This window comes from Chryseobacterium sediminis (assembly GCF_008386505.1).
GTDB lineage: Bacteria > Bacteroidota > Bacteroidia > Flavobacteriales > Weeksellaceae > Chryseobacterium > Chryseobacterium sediminis.
In genome coordinates, this window is the sequence record NZ_VUNZ01000001.1 from 1,357,937 (window position 1) to 1,383,215 (window position 25,279).

Below are 25,279 nucleotides of genomic sequence, written 5' to 3' on the forward strand. Positions count from 1 at the left end.
TAATTGTCTGATCAGAGTTGTAGTCTGCTGCAGTAACATAGTTAAAGTCGACCGTATTACCAATGGCAGTACTTCCTGCGTCAATAGAGATTACATCGTTCAGGGTAATGTTTACGGTTGTGGTTGCAGTTGTATTTTGAGCTTGAACATTGCTAGTTCCTAATATAATAGCTCCAAAAGTTAAGGCTGTGATTACGATTTGTTTTGTCATGGCAATAATATTTTATTGTTATTTTTATTTAATTGTTATCTTTTGTATACTGCAAATCTACAGCGGCGATAAAAGTTTCTTTGTAGTGGAAAAAGGAAGTTCATGTAGTAAAATCACTACACGGTTTATTCATATGATCAATAGAAAAGCCCTCAATACTTTTGTAGTATTGAGGGCTTTTCTATTTTAAAATTGATATTTACTTACAGTGCAGTGGCAGTATAAGTTATTTTTTGTGTGTAAGTTCCCTGTGGTTTTCCTAGAAGTACCTTGGATGCATTTTCCGCCGAAATGGAGTAAGCAATATTTAAAGACTGTTTGGTCCCTAAACTTGCATTGCTCACCAGCACCTGATCATTTGTAGATAAAGTGACCTCATTCAGGGTTCCCACCAAGCTTCCGCCCGGTATTGCTTTTACCTGTAATATATCTACAGGAATTACATTTGCACCACTTACAAAGTGTGTACCTTCAGATTTTACTTTTACATCAAAATTTTTAGAGGAAATAATGACTAAACTGTTGGGAACGGTCACATTTTTTGCTGAATTATAATCTTTTGTGTTCCCATAATTAAAATCTACAGAACCTTCAGAAGCAACAGAGCCAACATCCATTGCAATAACGTCCGATAAAATAATATTTACTGATGTACTCACCTGCCCTGAATTTTGTGCCATAACCCGGTGGGTTCCTAAGGCAATGGCTACCAGAGACAGCGCAACGATAAAGATTTGCTTTTTCATGATTAATAAATTTAGTGAGGTGTATAAAATATTGTCGTAGAACTAATTATAAATTTAATAACATTATCTGACATTACCAAAGCCTTTTTCATCATTGGCTAGTCCACTATTTTTTATTCCTAAAATTTATCCTGAATTCTTACCGCTAAATTGCCAGAAACTTTAACTATAAAAAATACTTCAAAATGAGTTTTAAAAATTCAACAATAATCAATTATCAATTAAACTTATTAATCTTTATCACAAAATAATTCATTACATGATGAAAATTTATTATTTTAGTAATAAAACTAAAACCAACGCAAATGTGTAAAATATTTATAGTTGACGATGATATTTTCCTGGGAGAAATGTTAAAATATCATCTCCAGCTAAATCCTGATTATAAAGTTCCGCTATTCAACAGCCAAAGACTGCCTTTTCAATCTTTACCTTACTACGAAATTATTAGATATAGGTAAATCAACCATTTATAATCTAATTAATAACCTTGAAATTGAAAATAAATAAATGAAAGTTGCCAAGTTACTTTTTACAAACGGAGAATTCAAATCTGAAAGAAATGATGAAAATCTTGACTATAATGAAGCTCAGCTTGTTATAGGATATGGAGCCCGAAATATTATTGAAGAAAATAACTTTTATATTCTTTTAAAGGAAAAGTTTCCGCATGCAGAGATAGCACTGTCTTCTTCTTCCGGAGAAATTTTCTGTAATGAAGTCTATGATGATACAGTAGCTTTAACTATAATCAGCTTTTCAACATCCTATATAAGAACTTCACAAATTGATATTGAAGATTTTTCATACAGCTATGATGCCGGAAAAAAATTAATTGAGAATCTTCCTTCAGAAGGACTTAGATGGGTATTTATTTTATCAGACGGCAGTAAGGTCAATGGCAGTCAATTAGTGCGAGGATTAAACGCCAGCCGCCCCAATGAAGTTTTAATCTCAGGTGGATTAGCAGCAGATGGAGATAAATTTGAGAAAACCGTTGTTGGCCTCAATCAGATCCCTGAACCTAATAAAATCTTAGCCATTGGATTTTATGGAGAACACCTTGAACTGTCTCATTCTTCAATTGGAGGCTGGGAAAGTTTTGGACTTGAAAGAGTAGTTACAAAATCCCATAATAATATTCTTTATGAAATTGATAATAAGAATGCATTAGATCTTTATAAAAAATATTTGGGAAAATATGCTGAAGAACTTCCCGGCTCTGCCCTTCTTTTTCCGTTATCCCTTAAGCTGTCTCAAGACTCTTCATCAGTAGTAAGGACCATCTTATCCATTAAAGATAATACGATGATTTTTGCAGGAGATTTACCGGAAGGAAGCAAAGTGAGATTTATGAAAGCCAATATGGACAGACTTATTGACGCAGCAAATGATGCAGCAAATGAATGTCTTAAAATGACTACACACGATACAAAACTGGGAATCATAATAAGCTGTGTAGGAAGAAAAATGGTACTTGGAGACAGAGTTTATGAAGAAGTAGATATTGTAAGGGATGTTTTTAAATCCAATACAGTATTAACCGGATTTTACTCATATGGAGAGCTATCCCCTTTGAGCCCATTTGGCGATTGTGCCCTGCATAATCAGACTATTACCATCACCACAGTTAATGAAATTGAATAACATGGAAATCAAATTTCACAACTTACTCGAAAGACAGATTAATAAATATCTTACAGAAGATTGTAAAAACAATCCACAGTTTGCAAATTTCATTCATGCAGTTAATGAATCTTACAAATCATTTGAAAGAGATAAAGAGCTGATGGATTATGCATTCAAACAGAGCGAAGAAGAATATCAGGAAGTTTATCAGAGTCTCAAAAATGAAAATACGCTGAAGCAGGAATCTATCAGTAACCTTTATGAATCATTAAAAATTATTGATTCCGATATTGAAATAAAAAAATCTGAAGATCTTAAAGAATTATTGTTATATCTATCCGAACAGTTAAGGAAAAGAAAAAGAGCAGAAGATTACATAAAACAACAGGAGGAAAAATATAGGAATATTATTGCCAATATGAATTTGGGACTCATTGAAGTTGATAATGATGAAATCATTCAGTATGCCAACCAAAGCTTTTGCAATGTATCAGGGTTTGAGCTGGATGAAGTAATTGGTAAAAATCCCAACACGCTTTTCCTATATGGAGAAAACAATCTCAGATTCTTACAGGACCAGATAGAATTGAGAAAAAAAGGAATTTCCAGTGTATACCAGCTTCCTGTAAAAAATAAAAGAGGGGAAATAAGATGGTGGGCCATAAGCGGGGCTCCTAATTATGATGACCATGGAAATTTGTTGGGATCTATAGGTATCCATCTTGATATTACAGACCAAAAAAAACTAGAAGAAGAATTAAAACTCGAAAAAGCAAAAGCATTAGAAGCATCTAAGGCAAAAGAGGTTTTTCTTGCCAATATGAGCCATGAAATAAGAACACCTCTTAATGGTATCATTGGTTTTTTAAGAGAATTAAAGAGAAGCTACCTTTCTGATAATCAAAAAGAATTTGTGGAAAATAGCTATAATGCTTCTCAACATTTATTATCAATTATTAATAACATCCTGGATATTTCTAAAATTGAATCAGGAGAAATGTCTCTGGAAAACAAAAGTTTCTCCATAACAGATAGCATTCAAAAAGTTATTTCTGTCCTTAAACCCAAAGCAGAGGAAAAAAAACTCAACCTCATTACATATTTTTCTCCTGATATTCTTCCTGCTTTAAAAGGAGATTCTTTAAGACTTGAACAGGTTTTGTATAACATCATTGGGAATTCTTTAAAATTCACCACTGAGGGCCACATTAAAGTTGAAGCTAATGTATTGAAAAGCTTGCCAAATCAACAGACCATTTCGATCAGCATTACAGACACGGGTATTGGAATGAGCGAAGAATATGTACGCAATATATTTAAAAAATTCAATCAGGAAGACAGTTCAATTTCAAGAAAATATGGAGGCACAGGCCTAGGAATGTCTATTACCCGGGAACTTGTTCACCTTATGAAAGGAGAAATTAATGTAAAAAGTGAAAAAAACTCAGGTACCTGTATCACAATAATTCTGATTTTAGATAAAGGTAGTGAAGAAAACCTAAAAGAGAGTGACTGGAAAAACCAAAATATTTCTATTGTGGGGACAAAAGTTTTACTGGTAGAAGACAATGCTCTTAATCAACTGGTTGCAGAAAAATCTCTGAAACATTTTAAATGCAGCATTGTTAAAGCTGAAAATGGTAAAATAGCTATAGAGATATTAAAAAAAGAACAATTTGACATTATTCTGATGGATGTGCAAATGCCTGAAATGGATGGTATCGAAGCGACGAAAATACTACGGAATGAATTGGGTATCAGCACCCCCATAATAGCACTCACCGCAAATGCCTTTAAAACAGAAATAGATAATTGCATTAATGCGGGAATGAATGACTATATCACCAAACCATTTAGTGAAGAAAACTTACTTAGTACCATTTATAAATATGTAAAAATTACGGAAAAAATAAAAGATATACCATCAGATACAAACGAAGCTCTCTATGACCTCAAAAATATAGAGTTTCTCAGCAGAGGTGATGAAAATTTTATTCAGAAAATGTTATCAATTTTCATTTTACAGACCGAAACAACGATTCCTTTGGTAGAAAAAGCATTTGAGAAGAAAAACTACCCTGAAATCGCAAAGCTGATGCATAAAATCAAACCAGGTATTCAAGCTGTAGGAATAAATTCTATTGAAAATGGAATAAAACAGCTTGAATTACTTGCTATAGAGCAAAATAAAGAACTCCCAGAATTATATTCTCTGTTTGAAAAAATAAAACAGACTCTTGAAATAGTAGTCAAGCAATTGAAAGATAAAATCACCCCCTCAATCTGATCCAAAATCAAGAAATAATTCCCTATTTTGGAAAAATACCAAAACACAAATACCTACAAAAGTGTTCGAAGATACGCTCAACCGGGTCACAAATAGTCAAAAGGCACCACTTTAAAACAAGTAGTGCCTTTTTATGTATTAGGATTTAGTATAATTATTTTTAAATCAATGCTTTTGTCTTTAATCCGGTTTTTCAAAAATTAGCTTATCAACTGATGATATTATTCAAATTTCTTAAAAACCCATTGTATTATTAACCTGATAGTGTAATGTTTTATAATAACGATGTAAGTAATCATATATCACCATCTCAAATACCCTTTGATTGGAAACAAATAATCTATTAATATTCATATGAAAGAAACTTTTAAAGAAACTTTCCATAGAAACTTCTAAAGTTTGATTTTCACTGTGGTAAATGATATTTTGTAATATTAAAGCCATTTCGTCAAGATTGGAGATAATAAGTTCTCTTTCTTCTGCAAACTCTTCAGACTGTATAAAATCCCTAAATTTGGGTTTAAAAGCTCTATATTTTTTATCTAATTGGCTGTTCAGTCTTTTATCTGTATTAAATTCCTTTTTAAAAGCTATATTATAATTGTTTACCCATTTCATTCTTTCATCAATGGAAAGATTAAGCCTATCCAACAGCTTATCAATATAAAACAGAGAAGCAATAATTTTTTCTTCGTCATCATAATCCAAACACTGTATGGCCAGTTCACTATTTCTGTAAAACAATGTTTCTGCATCTTCAATAGTAGCTTTACCGTACCTTTCAATCTCTCTGTTGTATATGTCTGTCTGAATAGATGAAATCTCACCACTGGCTACATATTCCTGCAAAATCATGTTGATTCTTTCAAGAACTCTGCTATATTCTGCGGTATTCTGTAAATTAAACCTTACTCGAAGATGGGGTTTAGGATCATTATAACGAATAAAAAACCATTTTGAAATATATCTTTCCTCATCAAGATAAGCAACTAAGGGCATAATTGCCTCTTCCAGAATCAGATCTGAAGTTTTTACACCTGCATAAATTTTCAGGTAAAGCCATTCGCTGCCAATAATAAATTTTCTCATTTCCATTATTAATTATTTCCCCTTTTCATCTTTATACATCGGGAAAATAAATTCACGCTTAAAATTATCCTGAGCGTTATATAAAAATTCTTCAATGATACTATATTCTTCATTTTTTATAGTATCAATAAAAACTTTCAACAAATCATAATTTTCCAAATTAAGAGTCAATTTATGATCCGATTTTACCAATTGTACCCATTGTGGAATCTGCCTAATTTTTCTCCATTCTTGAATTTTTGAAAACAGTAAGTCTTTTTGATTTACAGATAAAGAAAATTGCTTAATTTCTTTTTTGGTGATTTTCCACGAGGCCTTAGACAGAACAATATTATTGTATTCTACTCTAGGAAAAAAATGATAAATATTTTTCAAATCTCCCCAATTAAAATATAATCCTGATCTAAGATTTTGAGATTTCAGATCACATAAAAAATGATAAATCGGTAAACTATTTGCTGAATAATTATGAGCGTTGGTTAGATAGGGTTTAATCTCTTTATTGAGTTTCTTTGACCGTAAAATGATTCTGTTATTCTTTAAAGAAATATATAAATCATCCACGCATATTTGATTTTTTTCGGGCAAAACAGATTGTGCTAAATACGGAATTTCGTATTGCCGCAGTGCAGGCCGTCTTATTACATTGCCTATTCTGGCTTCCGGAAGATGAATAATTTCTGCTGTGATATAATCCGAATTCAGATATTCTTCTTTCTTTGCAATTGCTCTTGTTACATTTTTTACATTTGATTTTTCTGAACAAAATCTCCCTAAAAGATTAGCTGCACTCCCTCCTCCACTTCTGTTTAGATAGAGTTTCTCTACATTATTTTCAGTATTTATTTCAGCTAAAAATGATAAAGTATCAGGTAAATTATCCCAATTTTCTTCAAAATCTTTAAAATCATCATCTGTAAGCTGTATTATTTGTCTATTTTCGACTAAAGCTTCCTGCAATTTTTCATTTAAAATTTGCTGAATTGGATTAAGTTCAATTTTTATATTTTGTTTTTTTTGAGAGGATGGTAATTCTAAATCATCAAGATAAGCGTGCAATCCCTTGGCAGCAATATCTTGTCTATAACCAATCCCAACTTCAGTATCTAAAGCGTAAGCTAAAGAAATTTCCTGCGTTTCAAATCTTTCATAAAAGGCATTTTTAAACTTCTCAAAATGACTATCCTTATTATGTGATGTAATTTTATTTAAAAAGCTTATACCCTTTTTCAGTTCCTTTTTTAACTGAGGATTAATAGTAAATTCTCTCTCAAAATAAAGATCCGTCTGAAACAGGTATTTTTTTTCGTATTCTGTTGTAAATGTTTTTATTAAGTTTTCAATTTCAGAATAGAGAGTAACTGAATTTCCGATGTTACAATCTAATGCATTCAGTCTTTCTTTTATCAAATGTAAAGCTTCAACCTCTTTTACAGATCCTATTTTATGTAATACAAAAATTAATGTATCTAAAAAATCTCTTCCTGAAACATTTGCCTCAATTTCACTTACTAAAATTTGATTATCTATCAGTTCTGTTACAAATTCCCGAGCTTCAGAATAGGATACTTCTTCATTAGTAATGACTTCAGCAATCTGTTCCATAGTTTTACCTTGCTGCGAAAAGGTCAGTATCTGCTGTAACTCATGTGATTGAGCCACTGATGAAATTATATATTCTCTTTTACCCCCAACACTTGTATATTCTACATACCGAATTTTATTCCCTACTTTATAAATACTGTTATTGGGAAAAAATAACAATTGCTCTCTAATTTCCGTAATTGCTAAAAAATGCTGAGCCAGATTGACTAAGAAACACATATCCAGTTTTGTATCTCTTATAAGATCAATATGGGTTTCTTTGTTTATTTCACTATTGAAAGTACCTGTTCCAACACCGGAAAATAAGCCAAAAGGAGTACAGCGGGTGCTCATTCGGCTATAATATTTCAATAAGGTATTTCTTAATTTTTGATCTTGCTTTAAAGACAGCTCTTTATTTGAAAGCCATTGAATAATTTCTTCATATAAATAAGGTGATGCCAGGTAAATAGCTTCCTGAAATATCTCATTATCAGCTATTCTTTTTAATTCTTCATCTGAAATATCTTCTTTATCAAACGTTTTAATGAAATCTTCATAGGTAAATAAAGGAGAACGAACAATGAATTTTTCAAAAAACTGATAGGGAAATCTTGACATTTTTATTTTTTAATTTCCTTAAATTTATAATCAGGATGCCCTAATTGCCATAATGCAAATGCAAAAGTATCAGCAATATTATCATATTTCTGAGCAACCGGGATATCACCTCCGTGGCCTCCTTCATAGTCAATTTTTAGGAATATTGGATTTTTGGATTTATCTGCTGCCAAAAGCTTTGCTGCAAATTTTGTAGGCATCCACGGAGAAACTCTCGGGTCATTAATTCCTGAAGTGATTAATGTAGCAGGATATTTTTCACCCTTTCTAATCTGTTGATAAGCATCCATTTCTAAGAGTGCTTTGAATTCCGATTCATTACTAAGCGAGCCAAACTCTTTTGCGCTGTTCAAACCATTGGGTGTAAATTCCATTCTTGTTGTATTGACTACTCCTGCATCAATAATAGCGACCTTAAACAAGTCCGGCCTTGCTGTTATTGCTCTGCCAATAGTAATTCCTCCTGCACTTGCCCCCCAGATTGCTATTTTATTTTTTGAAGTGTATTTCTCACTGATCATATATTCTGCACAGGAAATCAGATCTTTCCAGGAATTCGATTTCGTCATTTTATATCCTCCTTCATGCCAAGGTTCTCCTTTCTCGCCACCTCCTCTTACATGAGCAATGGCTACTATTCCTCCTTGTTGAACCCAAAGCAGATAAGTCTTGGATAAATTAGGACTGATATTAGTTCCGTAAGCTCCATAAGCATAGATTAAAACCGGATTATCTGCGTTTCTCTTAATGTTCTTATTGTACATCAAAGAAACCGGGATATCTAATCCGTCATGAGATTTTATGGTAATCTCTTCAGCAATAATATTTTTAAATTCGGGATATTCAATGATCGGAGCTATATTTTCCGGAACAAATTTATTTTGTAACGAGTCATATTTAAATCTCTCAGAATCATTTTTCCAACCGCTGCAAACGATCCAAAAATCATTGGAAATATCTCCTTTAGAGGTAATTGAGACATTACCGGCAAGAAATGGTAACGGCTGTAAGATCTTATTTTTTTCTTTATATAAATATACCTTAGCTTCTACTCCATTCTTTGAAGTACTGAAAACAAATCCCTCTTTTAAATTGTTCAAACTTGTAATTACTTCATCAGCTATATTGGAAACTAATATTTTTGCATTTTGAAAATCTGGATTTTGCAATGATGTACTGTAAATTGCATTTGTTCCGTTTTTTTCTGAAATGTAAATAAGATGATCATCCTTTTCTATAAAATCGGTAATTTTTTCTTCCTTTCTAAATAAAAGTTTCCATTTTCTTTGAGAAAAAACCTCACCAATTGGCATATAGTAGGTATCCTTAAATGTTGTAGCACCGGATATTTGTCCAAAAATATATTTAGAATTTTTTGAAGACAGGCTAATACGAGGAAAATCCTCAGGGTTTATTTTAACCTCGGGATTATTTTGTCTTGATAATAATATTGTATGTGCTTGAGGGCTTTGTCCTATTGTATATAGTACAGATTCCGTATCCTTTAAGAATAACGGTGATTTGGGATCAATAACTGGATAATATCTGTAAATAAAGCTGTTATTATCAGAAAGCCATGCAATACCTCCGCTGTCAGAAGGCCAGCAATTGGTAAGAAGATCCGGCAGTAATTTGCCATGCGGTATATCATAAATTACCATCTCCGAAATCTCTTTACCACTTTCTGTCAAAGCAATAACGACCTTTGAACCATCGTAGCTTGGCTTGATATAATTTATCTGATATTTTTTCTTGTTTTCAGGTTTAAAGTTTTCAGGATTGAAAATTTCTGTTTCTGTTCCATTGAAGCTTTTCCTGTAAAAAAGTTTTGCTGTTTTTTCCTGTGGTAACCTTTTTAAATAAAAGTAAATATCATTATCCGTAATATTTAGCTGGTTGATAGAAACTGACTGTTTTTTATCAAATTCCAGTCTTTTATCAATATAAAACTGTCTGTTTGGAATGTTCCTTAAAACTGATAATGAATATTTCGTCTGATCTTCCATCCATTTTGAGGTCGAAAGATCATTCAGGTTTTCCAGGTTTCTGTATTCATCGACTATTTTTGTTCCAAAATACTCATTAGTTACAGGCTTGGAAATAGCTAGATTTGTCTTTTGAGCCTTCACTGTTGCACATAAAAATATCAGGAAAAAATATAATTTATATATATACATGTTTTAAAATATAAAAACAATTAATAATATATTGATTCAACATATTATTAATTGTTATACCATTAGCACTAAAAATTAATTAGTCCGGACTTGTAGGATCTGTTCTTGTATCATCTCCATTTTCTAAACCCAGACCGGTGTTTCCACCTCCTCCACCTTTAATTGAGCGAGGATTTATAACCTTAGTAAGTTGTAATTTTTCTAAAGACAATTTTTTTTGACCTTCTTTTTTCTTCTTCATTTCTTTCAAATAATGTTTAAAATTTATGAGTCGCAAAGTAAATTATAAATTCTTCCCAAAACAAAAACTTATACTCTGGATTTATAAATTTCGAGTACAAAATTCATATAAATCACTCATAAACAATCAATTATTTATTTCATTTTTATCGAGTGCTTTTATGAAATAAGAGGGTAATGTCCCTGTTATTTTACGGAATGCATTAGTAAATGATTCAGAATTATTGTATCCTGCATGGTCAGCAATGCTTGAAATTGTATATTTTTGAAGCTGGGTATTGGTTCTAAGTTCTTCTACAATATAGCTTATTCTAAGTTCGTTTAAGTACTGCGAAAAATTCTTTCCTTTTAACTCATTTACGGACCTTGACAAATAGGCTCTGTTTGTATTGAGTTCTTTTGACAAGAGATCTAAGTTCATATTTTTATTTAAAAAACTACTTCCTTCTTCAAATTCCTGTAATTTTAAACTTAATTGTTTAAGCTTTTCATCTGATAATTTCGGTTTTGTTTTTTCTTTTTCACTATCAATAATTTCAGGAATATCAAGATCCGGCTTTTCAATTGAAATAACTTGAGATGCTGACTCCGTTAATAGCAGATCTGCCTTTTTCTTATATAATCTTACTTTGTTTCTGTTTTTTGTATATAAAAATGATAAGACTATTAATAGTATGCCGCCAATTCCCAGTAACCAAAACAGCTTATTATTTTTTGAACTTAAGTCTTCAATTAATCTCTCTTTTTCTTTTAATAAAAGTGGTGTATCATACTTTTTATTAATCTCATGAGAAAGTGTATTATTTTTTTTATATAAAATAGAGTCTACAGCAAGCAGACGTTCAATATAATACAATTGTTTATCCTTATTATGATGGTTTTTATAGTGATCAATTAAAATTGGATAAACGTCTCTGAGTTCAGAAGTGGCATCTTTTGTTTTTATGATGATAGAATCTACAGTCTCAAATTTCTTTAAAAAACTGTCATTATTTAACTTTATAAGAGATTTTCCGGAATAGTATTCACTTAATGCTAAATTTTGTGAGTCAAAAGAATTCCTTCTTATTATATCTGAAACCTTAGATAGTGTACTTAAGGATTTAGTGTATTTCCCTCCAAAAAATTCATTAATACCCGAAATTAACAACAAATTTGAATACATTTTTTCATTTTTATTGGTTTCGTTTTTCTGAAATCCTAATTTCAAATATTGGTTAGAAGTTGCAATTTCTTTACGCTTGCTATAGGTATATGCCAATGCATAAAGACATCGCACGTAATTTGAATTGCCTGATAGATTATTTTTCTCTAAAAAATCTTTATAGTTTAAAAATAGATTTAGGGCTTCATCATAATTTTCCAGCTCCAATTTCAACAACCCGATGTTAAAATTAATGAGATTATAATTCTTACTGTTCTTATCACTTACCTTTCTCGCTTCCAGATAGTTATCTAAGGACTTTGAATAATCTCCGTTTAAATAATAGTAATTGCCTTTATAGGTATAGCTTTTAGATAAATACGGCAGATTGTTGATCTTTTTTGCAGCCACAATTGCACTGTCTAAATACGGTATCACTTTGTTATCATCAGAAAAACGGGATAGCAGCAGATATCCGTCAGCCAGCTTCGTATAATTTTTATTTTTCTTACCATTGGTAATCAGGTTATCCGCAAAAATCTTAGCTTTCACTGAATCTTTGGTTGAAAAATCTTTTATATTTTGTGACAAAAAGAAGTTCTGGCAGAGAAGAAAGAATAAAAAAAGTGAAATCTTACGCATATGATCATTTTCCATGAGCAAAAATACGGCTTTTTTATATTTTCAAGGCAACAAAAAAAATACACTGAAGATCAAACACTTAAACTCCATTCATCCACCTACATTTATAAATTCTATACAGCAAAATCCCAAAATATATAAATTTTGGAATACTAGTCTTGTGATAGTTTATGATCTCATGCATCTTTGTATCAGAAAAAAGCGCAATAATTAATTTCTGTAAGTGCATTAATAAAATCCTAAATGAAAAATATCATTCCTATATTCTGTCTTACTTTTCCAATACTTACTTTTTCGCAAAAGAAAGGTAATGATTCTATCAGCAGATTACCTGAGAAAAACATACAGGAAATAGAAATAAAAACCCGAAAAAGGATTATCGAAAAAAAAATTGACCGACTTGTTTTCAATGTTGAAAATTCCACTTCTTCATCCGGAGCAGATGCTATTGATATTCTAAGAATATCACCGAATGTCAGGGTTAACAATGATCAAATATCAATCATAGGGAAATCAAATATGACAGTTATGATTGATGACAGATTAATTCAACTTTCAGGAGATGATTTGATTAATTATCTTAAAACAATAAAATCTGATAATATAAAAAATATTGAAGTAATTACTAATCCCCCTGCAAAATATGATGCAGAAGGAAATAGTGGTATCATCAACATTAATCTCAAAAAAGCAAAGTCAAACAGCTGGAGTAATTCAGTAAGGAGTACCCTTAAACAGGCTACGTATTCTTCGTTTTCTGTAGGGAATAATTTCAGCTACCAAAAAAATAAACTGAGTGTACTTGTAGATATTGATTATAGAAGAAACCAGGATATCTATTCTAATGATACAGATTTTTATTATCCGTCTACTTTCTGGAAGTCATCGATTTATGAAAAATCCACAACAAATGGTATAGGAGGAACGGTGAACTTAGGATACAAATTTAATGATAATACACAGCTGGGAATTCAATATTTTGGATATGCTACAAAATCTGATAAGGGTAATAATAATATCTCTGATATTTCCGACTACAGTAATATTTTAAATGATAAACTTTTATCCTACGGCAATACACACAGAGTTAATAGCAGCAATTCATTAAATCTTAATTTTATTAAAAAAACGAATAATTCTAAAAACAAAATGACTTTTGATTTCGATTATTTCGATTTAAAAAATGACAGAGAAAATAACTTTATTACCGATAAAACAGTTTCATCCAACGTTACTTCAGAATACACAGAAAATATAAGTAAGCAAAATATTCAAAATATTTCATCAAGAATTGATTTTGAAATGCCTAATGATTTAGTTAATATAAATTTTGGGGCTAAGGTAAGTTTTACAGAAACAAAAAATAATCTTAGCTTAACTTCATATGATACAACTGAGGGTTTATCATCAGTAAATTTATCTCAAAACAATATTTTTAATTATAAAGAAAATATTCAGGCGCTGTATTTATCTCTTAATAAAAAGATAAACAAATGGAACTTTAAGGCAGGACTAAGAGCAGAATCTACCCAAAACAAAGGGTATTCGGCAGAGTTAGATCAGACCAATAAGAATAATTTTATAAAATTATTTCCTACATTATATGTCTTATATAAAAGTAATGACAAAAATACATTCTCTTTCTCTTATGGAAAAAGAATCAGACGTCCTAATTTCTCAAATTTAAACCCTGCTAAATGGTATTTTAATTCCAATTCATATGAAGAAGGGAATCCTTTTTTGCAGCCTTCATATTCTGACAATGTTGAATTATCACATACTTATAATAGTTTTTTAACATCTTCTGTTTCATTTACCAAAACAAATAATGGTTTTGGGCAGATAACACTTCACAATTCCGATGATCTTCAAAATTTAGATACTCAAATTATTGTAAGAAGAAATTACTTCAATAGCTCTTCTTTAAATTTTTCCGAAGAAATCAATTTTGACATTTTCAAATGGTGGAATACCAGCTCTGCTTTGTCACTTTTTTATAGCGAAACTAATACAAATTCGGATGTTTTAGCGCCTAAATTTTCAGGCTGGGGAGGAGATTTCAGCAGTACGAATAGTTTTATTTTAAATAAGAGTAAATCAATATCATTACAGGTGATATACAATTATACTTATCCATCTATTCAGCAAGAGAATAAAATAAGTGATTTTTCTAATCTGAGTATTGGAATAAAGGCTCAGTTCTTAAAAAGAAGTTTACAAGCTTCCTTGTTTGCAAACAATATATTAAGATCTGATGTAATGACTATCAATTCCACATCTGGAAATGTTTATCAGCAGTTTAAGCAATATTATGATACTCAATATGTTCGATTATCGTTATCCTACAATTTTGGGAATAATAAAATAAACCTCAACAAGAGAAATACCAGTAATGAAGATGAGAAGAAGAGATCAAATTAAGCATCGTTTGATGTTCGGATAAATAAAAATACCGTCAACCTTTTTCGCAATTTAATTTCAAAGACTACTATTTACTGAATAGTGGTAAGGGATTGTTGTTCATTAAAATAAGTCCAATGAGAGGTATTATGACTCTAAAAGATAACCGATTGTTTAACTATAAAATTTTAATTAAAGATGAAAAATCAAAAATTGAAATTGGCATTGAAAAATGTTTCTTCTCAAAAGAATGAGCCTTTTACAGTATTAGGGATTGAGGAAATCCGTACTATAAAAGGAGGAACGAAAGAGTCCACCCTTGATCCGGGAGAATGTACAAGTGGAAATTGCCAAAGTACGAATTGTGGTTGGAACTAATTGAAAGACTGCCTGCAATTTTTCTGTCCAAGAAAGGATTTATGACAATAAAAGAAGATCCTGTTAACTGTAAAAAAAAATAAAAATGAAAAATCAGAAATTGAAATTGGCATTGAAAAATGTTAGTAAAAAAAATGAATCTTTTCAGGTACTAGGAATTGAAGAAATTCGTACTGTAAAAGGAGGTACAAAGGAATCCGGCTTAGATCCTGGAGAATGTACAAGCTCAAACTGTCAAATGACAAATTGCGGTTGGAACTAAAATTAATCCGGGTGCAATGATCAATATTGCACCCATTTAAAAAACAAAAATTGAATGTATAAATTATCAAAATATCACGAATTTGAAGATATCAGTGAATCAGAAAAGCTATTATTTTCAACAAGAACCTCCAATTTATTACATATTTCTCATGATGTCTTTGAACACGTCCAGAAAGGTAACTTTGATCAGATCAATGAAAAAGTACTTTTTAAGCTTCTTTCATCAGAAATTCTAGTTCCGGAAGATGAAGACGAATTTTCGGTGATTATTGAAAATTTTAAACAAAAAACTTCTCAAAAAGGAAAAATACTCAACTATACCATCCAGCCTACAGCCAATTGTCAGTTAGGATGCCATTATTGCGGACAGGTCCATGAGAAAATAAATATGGATCAAAATATTGTTGATCAGACTTTTGATTATCTAAGCAATATTTTATTAAATGGTGAGTACGAAGGTCTGTTTATAACATGGTATGGTGCGGAACCTTTATTGGGGATAAAGGGAATCAGATCTTTAAGCGAAAAAATCATCAAATTCTGTGACGATAATAATATTAAGTATACAGCAATGATGATCACGAACGGTCTGGCTCTTAAAGAAAGAATCTTTGAAGAATTAGTTAACCTTAGAATTGTAAAATATCAGATTACATTAGATGGTGACGAAGATTCTCACGATTTGAGCAGATATACGAAGAAAAAGGAGAAAACTTTTAAAATAATACTGAATAATATTATCCAGGCGGCTAAAAACCCTATCTATGATGAAAAAGATTGTGTTATTTTAATTCGTTGTAACATACATAAAGACAATTACCAATCAATAGACAGTCTTATCGATATGTTATATGAAACTGGTATTTCAGAGAAATTAACTCTTGATTTTGCTCCGGTACATGATTGGGGTAAAAACTATGCAAAAGATAATTTAGGATTAACACCTACATTCTTTGGAGAGCTGGAAATAGAATGGTACTTAAAAATGAAAGAGTACAATTTCAAATTTGTTAAAGATGTTCTTCCTCAAAAAAGAGCAGGAACCTGTATGGTGACTAATAAAGAATCTGAACTTATTGATGCAAAAGGCCGTTTATCATATTGCTGGGAGACTCCATATACTCCGGAATTCGACAATGATGAAAGCCAGCTTTTCCATGGAGATATCTTCAATCCATCAGACAAAAAAGACAGAAATGATCTTCCGTTAGGAAACTGGTATGAAGACATAGAAAATGAAAATTACGGTACAACCTGCAGAAAATGTAAATTTTTACCTGTTTGTGGTGGAGGCTGCCCTATTCACTGGTACAAGGAAATGGCTATGTGTCCGTCATTCAAATATAATTTTAAAGATAGAATGGTTCTTCAATACGTAATGTCTAAAGAATACTTTGGTGAAGCTGCTGTATAAGGAATTAATTGTAAAGCTGGATCATACTCTAAAAAATTTAGAAAAGAGAAAGTCTTTTAATAGAGATCATATTTTTTATGATATGCTGGAGTTAATTAAAAGTAAAGTCAGTGCTTCTGAAAGGCTGAAAATAATATATACATTCAGCGAAATTGAAAAAGCACTTACCCTGTTAAAGTCCAAAAATGGCAACATTGAATTTCAAATTGGCAAAGTTGATAATATATACTTAAACCTGGATGATAATTTAAAGCATTATTTAAGTTTAAGCTATTACCCAATGAAAGCCTTACAGTATTTTGATATCAAAGAATATAATAAAGCTATAGCCCATTTGAGTTTTTTCTTTGATAATGCTAAAGCAATTTTAGGTGAAAACGCTATGCTTTTAAATTTAGCTTCCGGTGAACAATACCTGAATCTTTTCAGAATATTTTACGATTCTGAAAATGAAGACGAAACAATTACTACAGCTTTAAATTTAATGCTATTATGCCATTATAAAATATTGACCAAAAAGGATAAATGGGGTACAGAACCAAAGTTTGTAGAATTATCCGAATATGATGAAAGTGAGTATTTATTCTGGAAAATCTACCATACAGATAGTGTTTTCAAAAAGTTTATTACAAAAGAAAATGATGCACTACTGAAAAGGATTGTTCAAAAAATGACCTCTAAAATAAGTCAGAAAAACGATAACTTTTTTTATTATTCCTTAAAAAGCTTAGACGTTTTTTTCAATGAAAATTATATAGATACCATTAAAAATTTCATGAATAGTTTAGATCATTTTGATGAACGTTCAGATTCATTATTTTATTTGAATATGATGAAGGTTAATGATGCTCTTTCAAAACTAAATATTAATAATCAGGACTTTATCATGATTTGCAACTCATATATTTCAGATAAATTAATTAAAATAAACAATCAACAAAAGGTTGAACTCTTAAGCTAATGATTTTTGTTCCCCAGTTTGACAGCATGGACTGCGCTCCAGCCTGCCTTTGTATGATCGCAAATGCATATGGAAAAAATTATACTCTACAATACCTTAGAGAGAACTCTTATATCACTAAAGACGGGGCTTCTCTCTTGGGACTTGTACAAGCCGCAGAAAAAATAGGGTTTGAGACAATACCATGCAAGCTTACTGATGAACAGATAATGAATGAAGAACTATCTTTGCCATGTATTCTGCATTGGAATAACAATCATTTTGTTGTTTTAAAGAAAATAAAAAGAAGCTTATTTGGAAATAAAATATCCTTCCATATTTCTGATCCTGCTCATGGCCTGATTACATTAAATAAAGAAGAATTTTTAAAACACTGGAGTTCCGATAATACAGGAATTGCATTATTCTTAACTCCTACGAAAACTTTTTTCAATTTAAAATCTCCTGGTAAACAAAAAATAGGATTAAAATTTCTTTTTGAATATTTAAAATCTTTCAAGAGGCAACTTCTAATTATGTTTAGTATGCTTCTTTTAGGAAGTTGTATTACATTGATATTTCCATTTTTAACACAAAAATTAATAGATGAAGGGGTAAATGCAAAAAACTTAAATTTAATTACAATTCTTTTATTAGCTCAAACTACTCTATACCTGGGTTCTATATTTATTGAAGTTATAAGAAATTGGTTAGTATTATATATTGGAAGTAAGCTGAGTATTTCTATAATTTCTGATTTCTTAAAAAAACTATTATACCTTCCGTTTGTTTTTTTTGACAGCAGAATGATTGGTGATTTCAGTCAAAGGATACAAGACAATGAAAGAATTGAACAGTTCCTGACATCCCAAAGTTTATTAACCTTTTTTTCAATGTTCACTTTTTCTGTATTTTTTGGGGTTTTATGGTTTTATGATTTTAAAATACTGTTAGTTTACCTGGCCTTAACTTTAATTTCGATAGTATGGTCTTTATACTGGCTAAGAAAGAAGAAAATATTAGACTATTTTAAATTTCAGGAAAAAAGCAGAAATCAGGAATCTATTTATGAAATGATTAATGGGATTACGGAAATTAAGCTGAATCAATTTGAGGATTATAAACGTCAGGAATGGGAGTCTATACAGCAAAAATTATTCGCTGTGAACACCCGGATTCTAAAAAACGATCAAATACAGACTTCAGGATATGAGCTTATTAATCAGATAAAAAATATTATTGTTACATTTCTGGCAGCTACTTTTGTTGTACACGGAAAAATGACTTTAGGTGAACTTCTTAGTGTATCTTATATTGTGGGACAAATGAACGCTCCAGTCAATCAACTGATCGTTTTTTTCCGCTCCCTACAAGATGCTACATTAAGTTTAGAACGATTAAATGAAGTTCAGGAACACCCTGTTGAAGATGAAAAACTCTCTGAAAATAAAAATATTATTTCTAAAGAGAATTCCTCAGAATTAGCCATTCAGCTTAACAATGTATCATTTCAGTATGAAGGGCCAATGTCTCCATATGTTCTTGAAGATATAAATGTATTAATACCCAGAGGAAAGATTACGGCTATTGTTGGAGCTAGCGGAAGCGGAAAAACAACATTATTAAAATTACTTTTAAAGTTCTATAATCCCACAAAAGGAGAAATCCACTTTGAAGGAAAAAAAATTGAAGAAATACCCGCAATAAATATCCGCGAAAATTGTGGTGTGGTAATGCAGGACGGATTTATTTTTTCTGATAGTATTGAAAGAAATATAGCCACAAAAGATTTAGTTATTGATGAGCAAAAATTAAGAGTAGCCACAAAAATTGCAAACCTGGAAAATTTTATTGAAAATTTACCATTACAATACAAAACTAAAATAGGATCATCAGGAAATGGTCTGTCAGGAGGACAGAAACAAAGAATCTTGATTGCAAGGTCGGTTTATAAAAATCCACATTTTATTTTTTTTGATGAAGCAACCTCAGCATTAGACTCGGAAAATGAGAAAACTATACATGACAATTTACAGGAATTTTTTAAAGGAAAAACCGTAATAATAATAGCACACAGATTATCAACTGTAAAAAATGCCGATCAGATAATTGTTTTAAGAAATGGAAAAGTTACAGAACAAGGAAATCACAAAGAATTGGTAGAAAAAAATGGTGAATATTTTAATCTTGTAAAAAATCAATTAGAGCTTGGTAATTAAAAACCATTCCTATATCAGGACCTAACCCAATCAACAAAAGTCAGAAATTTTCTCAACAGTAATTTCTGCTTCTATATTTAAATTTCAAACAAAAAAAATCCCGAATTAACGGGATTTTAATTTATCTTATTTAAATTTATTTTATCTCTACAGGAACTGAGATTTTATCCCAATCCATTGTAAATCCATTATTATTTACTTTATAAACTAAAGTTTCCTGTGTTGCCGGCAAAGCTTTTGTTTTTACATCAACACGTAAAGCATCCTTTGCTTCCTCATATTTATAAGCACCCCATTGTTTTGGCTCTTTGTTAAAAATAGCAGTCCAGGTTCCGCTTTCTTTAGGGATTAAGAAAAAGCTGTATTTACCCGCAGCCAGTTTTTTACCCTGAACGGTAATGTCTTTGTCCGTTTCAAAAGTAGTTGCTTCATTGGCACCCGCACGCCAAACTTTATTATAAGCTTCTAAACCACCCCAGATTGTACGCCCTTTAACAGAAGGACTGCTATAGGCAATTGTAATAGTTGCATCTTTAATTTTTCCCGTAGCAGTAGCCGGAGGGCTGGCAGGTTTTTTAGTCTCCTGTGCAAAAGCATTCACTGAAATTGTCATTGCAGCAAAAAGCATGGTAGCAGATTTAATCATTGTATTCATAATATTTCGTTATTTGATTGTTTTTATTTATTAGTTTACGAATTTACTGCTTTTGGCTTATAAAACAACAACCCGATTGCTGAAAATATAATAACTGCCGCTGCCCCAATTACATTAAGCCAAAGGAAAGAAACAATATCGAACTGATAAACGGCAATAACCGCAATTTCTGATAAAATAGCAGCAATAAATACATTAGAACCGGTAATTTTTTTATAGTAAAATGCAACCAGAAAAATACCTAATATCGGGCCGTAGAAAAGAGAACCTAATACATTCACCGCTTCAATAAGGGAACCCATCTGCGTTGCAAACATAGCAACACCAATTGAGAAAATACCCCATGCTAAAGTATGCAGGCGGCTATACTTCAATTCGGTTTTCTCATCAGGAATTTCTTTTTTAAATATCAGATGAACATCTTTTAATGAGCAGGCGGCAAGGGAATTCAGCGCTGCCGAAATTGAACCCCAGCTGGCCAGAAAAATGACAGCAAACAGTAAACCGATCATTCCTACAGGCAAGGTATTTTTTACGAAATACAGGAAAATGTAATTCGTATCCGTTTTCTCCGCATTATAGTTTGAATTATTGATAGCTTCCTCTACCCTGCCGTGAAGTGCTTTTACCTGGGTTTGTGTGTCTTTAAAATCCTGAATTGTTTTGCTAAGTTGAGGAGAATGAGTTTCTTTTAACTTTAGAATTTCTTTGGATTCAGCATTAAATTTGATTTGTAAATACTGATGTTCTTTTTCAAAAACCGCAGCCTGTTCAGGTTTTGTATCCTTTAAATATTGATAAGAGCGTTCGTTGAAATAAATCGGAGCCGGTTTTAGAGAAAAGAATGCGAAAAGCAAAGCTCCAATCAGGAGAATAGCAAACTGCATCGGAATTTTAACCAATCCGTTCAACAGCAGACCCATTTTTGCATTGGTATTATCCTTAGCAGTGATATATCTTCCCACCTGACTCTGGTCTGTACCGAAGTAAGAAAGTGCCAGAAAAAAACCGCCAATCAGTCCGCTCCAAATATTGTATTTATCTTTCCAATCAAATTCTGTAGTAATTACATTGAGTTTTCCGGATTTCCCTGCCAGATAAAGTGCATCTTTAAAGCCAATTCCATTCGGCATATTCTGAATAAGCAGAAAACCTGCAAAAGCCATTGTTCCCAGAATAATGAGAAACTGTAATTTTTGGGTATGAGCGATTGCTTTTGCACCGCCAACATAGGTATAAATCAATAGAATACCACCTGTTAAAACATTGGTTAAATAAATATTCCAGTTTAAAACGCTTGACAAAATGATACTGGGAGCGTAAATGCTGATCCCTGTTGACAGCCCTCTGGAAAAAAGAAAAAGCAGTGAAGTAAGTACCCTTGTTTTCTTATCAAAACGGTTTTCCAAATATTCATAAGCCGTGTAAACATTTAAGCGCTGAAAAATCGGAATGAAAGTGATACAGATAACAATCATCGCCAAAGGCAGACCAAAGTAATACTGTACGAAACGCATACCGTCTGTATAAGCCTGTCCTGGTGCTGAAAGAAACGTAATAGCACTTGCCTGTGTAGCCATAATACCTATAAGTACAATATACCAAGGCATTTTATTATCCGCTTTCAGGTATGATTCGTTGCTTTTTTGGCCACGACCGATAAATACGCCATAAACAACCACTACCACCAGTGTAAAAATGAGAACTGTCCAATCTATATTACTCATGCCCAGAATTTAGTAAACCAATAATAAAATACGATCTGTAATACTAATGCAACGGCTAATAGTATGTACCAGATATTCCAGTTTTTAAGTTGCTTGTTCATTAGTTTTTCTGCGCAGATAAAAAGTTTAAAAATAAACGTGCCGCCCCAACATTTCCCGCAGGCAGCTGTCTGAAAAATGCCAAAGGGGTGTAAATAAAATTACCCTTCCCGTATTTGGCATACAAAGTAGATCCCTGCAGAGGCTCTTCATCTGTATCATGCATTTCAAAAAGAGGTTCATATGCTGCATCCCATTGAACAGGGAAATAGGCACCACGTTCCTGTACCCAGCCTTTAAAATCATCTGCAGTAATTTTGTTTGGGAAGTTCAGTAGTTTATGATTGGGATTTAAAAATTTAACCTCAGCATTTTCCTCCGTAACACGCTTATTGGCAATGCTGAATTTGTACATTCCCAATTGGTCAACGGTTGTATCCTGATTGGTATTGTACTGCATCACCAAATTACCCCCAGCTTTTGCATAAGACCATAAAAACGGCATCCAGCGACCCAGTTTTTTCTCCGTGTTATTGGCTCGAACACCCATTATGATGGCATCATATTGTGATAACTTACTTTGACTACCGTTTCCTCCAGATTCGTCTAAGTTGCCATAAAAATCCTCGTCTTTCAATACCTCTACCTGAATACCTGCAATACGTAGGAACTCAGGAATGAAATCTCCCGCACCTTCTATATAGCCCACTTTTTTTACCTTCGCCTGAATATCGCCTTTCATTACGGTTACCGTTGCAGGCACAAAATATTGTAAAGAAGATAAATGTGGATATTGAATTAATATTTGTTTTTTATTATACGTAACTCCATCTGCAACAAAATTGGCATCCAACTGTAAACGAGATGAATATATTGTGGCCAGCTTAGTTTTTGGAATAACGTAATCAATGGTAATATCTTTTCCTTTGATTGAATTTATATCAGCACTTCCTACTCTCTCTCCTTTATATGTCAGATTTAGAATACCTTTAGTGAATTGTTTATTAGAATTGACCTTAACATTTAGACTCAAATGCAGATCTTCATTTTCTTTGACCAGATAAAGTGGCTGCGTAAATTTCAGTTCCAATGCAGGAACAATACGCAAGGCTTCAACTACATCACCACGCACCGGATCTAATTTCTTGAAAGATAAAGGAAGTTTAACCTGAAACTTTTCCGAACCTACTCTTAAACCAAGTAAAACATTCAATGGTGATTCTGCTTCAGGCAAACCGATTAAAGTATCGTTTGGAACGGAGAAAGTGGCTGCATTCGTGGCTGGTTTTGCCAACCAGTAGGGTTCTGTAAGGGCAGCATCGGCAGGAATCTGAATGTCATGCTGAATGGTAATTAAAGAATCTTTTGATAGTTTTCTGTTAAAACTTTCTGACTGAGTTAACCATTTTACATCTTCTAAAACGACAGGATTTTCAGCTCTTGAAATCAGATTTAACCTGAAATTGTAATGATCTCCGGCAACAGCCTCAGCCTGATTTGTAACTACTTCACCCATAAACCCTGCACAGCTTAAAATGATATTGTCAAGAGATTTAAGTTTATCCCTTTTTAGATCCTCATCGTTTAGAGCTATAACCTTTTTTCGCAAAGCAAGCAAAGCAGGCAAGCTATTGTCTGGATTATTAAAATTGAAGGTAGAAATAATTTTATCTAATGATTGGTCAATATCAGCGTTTCCTTTTGAAGTCCAGGTTTTATCTATCCCATCAAAAAGTGTCGCTTTTGCAGGCTCACCGATAACATGGGAAAAATATTCAGTTCTGATCCCGGCTACAGACTGTGTTCCTGCACCCTGGCTTTTATGTAAACTTCTGCTTAATCCTGCCAACTCACCATAGCCCATCCCCAGTTGCGCGTCATATTGACCAACGGTAACTTTCAGTTGATTTTCAGCTGTCGTATTGACCCCACCAAAGCGGAAAGTATTCCACAATACACGTTTTGGCTGCCATACATTCACATGTTTTAATTGATCTGGGAAAGCAGTTTTATCGCCTGCCAGCTTAAAAGCTTTTTCCGCAACCACGGCCGAAGCCGCATGTTGTCCGTGGCCTGCCGCAGCAGTAGGAGGAAAACGGCAAATGATAACATCAGGACGAAATTTGCGAATCACCCAAACAACATCAGCTGTAATGCTGTCTGCATCCCATTGTTTAAAAGTATCAGTAGTATTTTTAGAGAAACCAAAATCAATCGCCCGGGTAAAAAACTGCTGGGCGCCGTCTAACTTTCTTGCCTCTAAAAGCTCATGCGTTCTGATTAAACCCAATGCAGCACCTTGCTCTGTTCCTAATAAATTCTGACCGCCATCTCCCCTTGTTAAAGACAAATAGCCCGTTTCTACATTTTGGTCGTTAATTAACCAGGAGAGTAACCCTGTATTTTCATCATCGGGATGAGCCGCGAGGTATAAAACTTTAGGCAGATGTTTAAGGGTTTTGATTTCGCGGTAAATTTCAGATGATTTGGAAGGCCGGACCTGCTGGGCCGAACAAAAAACCGTATAAAATCCGAGGATAAATACTGTACTTACTTTTTTGAACATTTAGATTTGCTTTGCAGGGCAAATATAAGTAAATCATCTTTCTTTCAACTTTAAAAAGAAAAAGCGATGAAAAATTTAAACATTTTATCATATCGTACTTAATAAGAAAACAAAAGTTGGAAAATAGAATATTGTTTGTATTGAACACATTGAAGTGTAGCGCAAAAACTCATTTTCTTATGGTATACTTTCAGGGTGTAAAGAAAGGATAAGCTCCGTTGATTTCATGAAGTAAATATTATATAAATAGTTTTAATTAAAAATAAACACTAAAATGAAACAGAATGTTAACAATTAATTAATTTTT

Annotated in this window: 17 protein-coding genes and 1 pseudogene; 8 read left to right on the plus strand and 10 right to left on the minus strand. The window is 32.2% G+C overall.

Features of this window, described 5'->3' with window-relative positions:
- Both FW780_RS06340 and FW780_RS06345 read right to left on the minus strand, forming a co-directional pair.
- Positions 1-211 (minus strand): annotated as a pseudogene (locus FW780_RS06340) (peptidoglycan-binding protein LysM); the annotation flags it as partial.
- Between the two features lie 203 nt (positions 212-414).
- Positions 415-957 (minus strand): peptidoglycan-binding protein LysM, encoded by a 543-nt coding sequence (locus tag FW780_RS06345; protein ID WP_149832715.1) that lies wholly within the window; start codon positions 955-957, stop codon positions 415-417.
- Between the two features lie 510 nt (positions 958-1,467).
- Here FW780_RS06345 and FW780_RS06350 point away from each other — a divergent pair.
- Positions 1,468-2,604, plus strand: a complete 1,137-nt coding sequence (locus FW780_RS06350) for an FIST signal transduction protein (protein WP_149832716.1) — start codon at positions 1,468-1,470, stop codon at positions 2,602-2,604.
- Position 2,605: 1 nt separating this feature from the next.
- Positions 2,606-4,873 carry a hybrid sensor histidine kinase/response regulator gene (locus FW780_RS06355; protein WP_167510649.1) on the plus strand — a complete coding sequence of 756 codons (2,268 nt, stop codon included), beginning with the start codon at positions 2,606-2,608 and terminating at the stop codon, positions 4,871-4,873.
- A gap of 234 nt (positions 4,874-5,107) precedes the next feature.
- Here FW780_RS06355 and FW780_RS06360 read toward each other — a convergent pair whose 3' ends face one another.
- The 5 genes from FW780_RS06360 to FW780_RS06375 all read right to left on the minus strand — a co-directional run bounded on the left by FW780_RS06360 (position 5,108) and on the right by FW780_RS06375 (position 12,139).
- Positions 5,108-5,962 (minus strand): thiopeptide-type bacteriocin biosynthesis protein, encoded by an 855-nt coding sequence (locus FW780_RS06360; protein ID WP_241676861.1) that lies wholly within the window; start codon positions 5,960-5,962, stop codon positions 5,108-5,110.
- Between the two features lie 12 nt (positions 5,963-5,974).
- Positions 5,975-8,167 carry a lantibiotic dehydratase family protein gene (locus FW780_RS06365; RefSeq protein WP_149832719.1) on the minus strand — a complete coding sequence of 731 codons (2,193 nt, stop codon included), beginning with the start codon at positions 8,165-8,167 and terminating at the stop codon, positions 5,975-5,977.
- A 2-nt stretch (positions 8,168-8,169) separates the two neighbouring features.
- Positions 8,170-10,344, minus strand: coding sequence for a prolyl oligopeptidase family serine peptidase (locus tag FW780_RS06370; RefSeq protein WP_149832720.1), 2,175 nt, complete (start codon positions 10,342-10,344; stop codon positions 8,170-8,172).
- A 79-nt stretch (positions 10,345-10,423) separates the two neighbouring features.
- The gene (locus tag FW780_RS22325; RefSeq protein ID WP_167510650.1) at positions 10,424-10,585 is read right to left on the minus strand and encodes a hypothetical protein; all 162 of its coding nucleotides are present in this window, start codon (positions 10,583-10,585) and stop codon (positions 10,424-10,426) included.
- A 126-nt stretch (positions 10,586-10,711) separates the two neighbouring features.
- Positions 10,712-12,139: a helix-turn-helix domain-containing protein gene (locus FW780_RS06375; RefSeq protein ID WP_167510651.1), complete on the minus strand. Its 1,428-nt coding sequence runs from the start codon at positions 12,137-12,139 to the stop codon at positions 10,712-10,714.
- 474 nt (positions 12,140-12,613) lie between these two features.
- On the opposite strand from FW780_RS06375, the gene FW780_RS06380 reads away from it, so the two are divergent.
- The 6 genes from FW780_RS06380 to FW780_RS06400 all read left to right on the plus strand — a co-directional run bounded on the left by FW780_RS06380 (position 12,614) and on the right by FW780_RS06400 (position 19,985).
- Positions 12,614-14,791, plus strand: coding sequence for an outer membrane beta-barrel family protein (locus FW780_RS06380; RefSeq protein ID WP_149832722.1), 2,178 nt, complete (start codon positions 12,614-12,616; stop codon positions 14,789-14,791).
- Positions 14,792-14,968: 177 nt separating this feature from the next.
- Positions 14,969-15,148, plus strand: coding sequence for a hypothetical protein (locus FW780_RS06385; protein WP_149832723.1), 180 nt, complete (start codon positions 14,969-14,971; stop codon positions 15,146-15,148).
- Positions 15,149-15,233: 85 nt separating this feature from the next.
- Positions 15,234-15,410 carry a hypothetical protein gene (locus tag FW780_RS22330; protein ID WP_167510652.1) on the plus strand — a complete coding sequence of 59 codons (177 nt, stop codon included), beginning with the start codon at positions 15,234-15,236 and terminating at the stop codon, positions 15,408-15,410.
- A 54-nt stretch (positions 15,411-15,464) separates the two neighbouring features.
- Entirely contained in the window at positions 15,465-16,826 is a 1,362-nt protein-coding gene (locus tag FW780_RS06390) for a radical SAM/SPASM domain-containing protein (RefSeq protein WP_149832724.1), read from the plus strand.
- Positions 16,810-17,787 (plus strand): hypothetical protein, encoded by a 978-nt coding sequence (locus tag FW780_RS06395; RefSeq protein WP_149832725.1) that lies wholly within the window; start codon positions 16,810-16,812, stop codon positions 17,785-17,787. Before FW780_RS06390 ends, FW780_RS06395 begins: the two co-directional genes overlap by 17 nt.
- Entirely contained in the window at positions 17,787-19,985 is a 2,199-nt protein-coding gene (locus tag FW780_RS06400) for a peptidase domain-containing ABC transporter (protein ID WP_149832726.1), read from the plus strand. The genes FW780_RS06395 and FW780_RS06400 overlap by 1 nt, the downstream gene beginning before the upstream one ends.
- 136 nt (positions 19,986-20,121) lie before the next feature.
- Here the strand turns inward: FW780_RS06400 and FW780_RS06405 are convergent, their stop codons facing one another.
- The 3 genes from FW780_RS06405 to FW780_RS06415 form a co-directional block, all read right to left on the minus strand.
- A complete protein-coding gene (locus tag FW780_RS06405) occupies positions 20,122-20,640 on the minus strand; it encodes a DUF2911 domain-containing protein (protein ID WP_149832727.1) in 519 nt (172 codons plus the stop codon).
- Positions 20,641-20,675: 35 nt separating this feature from the next.
- Positions 20,676-22,367 (minus strand): sodium:solute symporter, encoded by a 1,692-nt coding sequence (locus FW780_RS06410; protein WP_149832728.1) that lies wholly within the window; start codon positions 22,365-22,367, stop codon positions 20,676-20,678.
- A gap of 100 nt (positions 22,368-22,467) precedes the next feature.
- Positions 22,468-24,972: a PIG-L family deacetylase gene (locus FW780_RS06415; RefSeq protein ID WP_149832729.1), complete on the minus strand. Its 2,505-nt coding sequence runs from the start codon at positions 24,970-24,972 to the stop codon at positions 22,468-22,470.
- Between the last annotated feature and the right edge of the window lie 307 nt (positions 24,973-25,279).

Excerpts from the sequence above, each read along its gene's own strand:
- FW780_RS06345 (WP_149832715.1), bottom strand. The coding sequence starts at position 957 with ATGAAAAAGCAAATCTTTATCGTTGCGCTGTCTCTGGTAGCCATTGCC.
- FW780_RS06350 (WP_149832716.1), top strand. The coding sequence starts at position 1,468 with ATGAAAGTTGCCAAGTTACTTTTTACAAACGGAGAATTCAAATCTGAA.
- FW780_RS06355 (WP_167510649.1), top strand. The coding sequence starts at position 2,606 with ATGGAAATCAAATTTCACAACTTACTCGAAAGACAGATTAATAAATAT.
- FW780_RS06360 (WP_241676861.1), bottom strand. The coding sequence starts at position 5,962 with ATGAGAAAATTTATTATTGGCAGCGAATGGCTTTACCTGAAAATTTAT.
- FW780_RS06365 (WP_149832719.1), bottom strand. The coding sequence starts at position 8,167 with ATGTCAAGATTTCCCTATCAGTTTTTTGAAAAATTCATTGTTCGTTCT.
- FW780_RS06370 (WP_149832720.1), bottom strand. The coding sequence starts at position 10,344 with ATGTATATATATAAATTATATTTTTTCCTGATATTTTTATGTGCAACA.
- FW780_RS22325 (WP_167510650.1), bottom strand. The coding sequence starts at position 10,585 with ATGAAGAAGAAAAAAGAAGGTCAAAAAAAATTGTCTTTAGAAAAATTA.
- FW780_RS06380 (WP_149832722.1), top strand. The coding sequence starts at position 12,614 with ATGAAAAATATCATTCCTATATTCTGTCTTACTTTTCCAATACTTACT.
- FW780_RS06385 (WP_149832723.1), top strand. The coding sequence starts at position 14,969 with ATGAAAAATCAAAAATTGAAATTGGCATTGAAAAATGTTTCTTCTCAA.
- FW780_RS22330 (WP_167510652.1), top strand. The coding sequence starts at position 15,234 with ATGAAAAATCAGAAATTGAAATTGGCATTGAAAAATGTTAGTAAAAAA.
- FW780_RS06390 (WP_149832724.1), top strand. The coding sequence starts at position 15,465 with ATGTATAAATTATCAAAATATCACGAATTTGAAGATATCAGTGAATCA.
- FW780_RS06400 (WP_149832726.1), top strand. The coding sequence starts at position 17,787 with ATGATTTTTGTTCCCCAGTTTGACAGCATGGACTGCGCTCCAGCCTGC.
- FW780_RS06405 (WP_149832727.1), bottom strand. The coding sequence starts at position 20,640 with ATGAATACAATGATTAAATCTGCTACCATGCTTTTTGCTGCAATGACA.
- FW780_RS06410 (WP_149832728.1), bottom strand. The coding sequence starts at position 22,367 with ATGAGTAATATAGATTGGACAGTTCTCATTTTTACACTGGTGGTAGTG.
- FW780_RS06415 (WP_149832729.1), bottom strand. The coding sequence starts at position 24,972 with ATGTTCAAAAAAGTAAGTACAGTATTTATCCTCGGATTTTATACGGTT.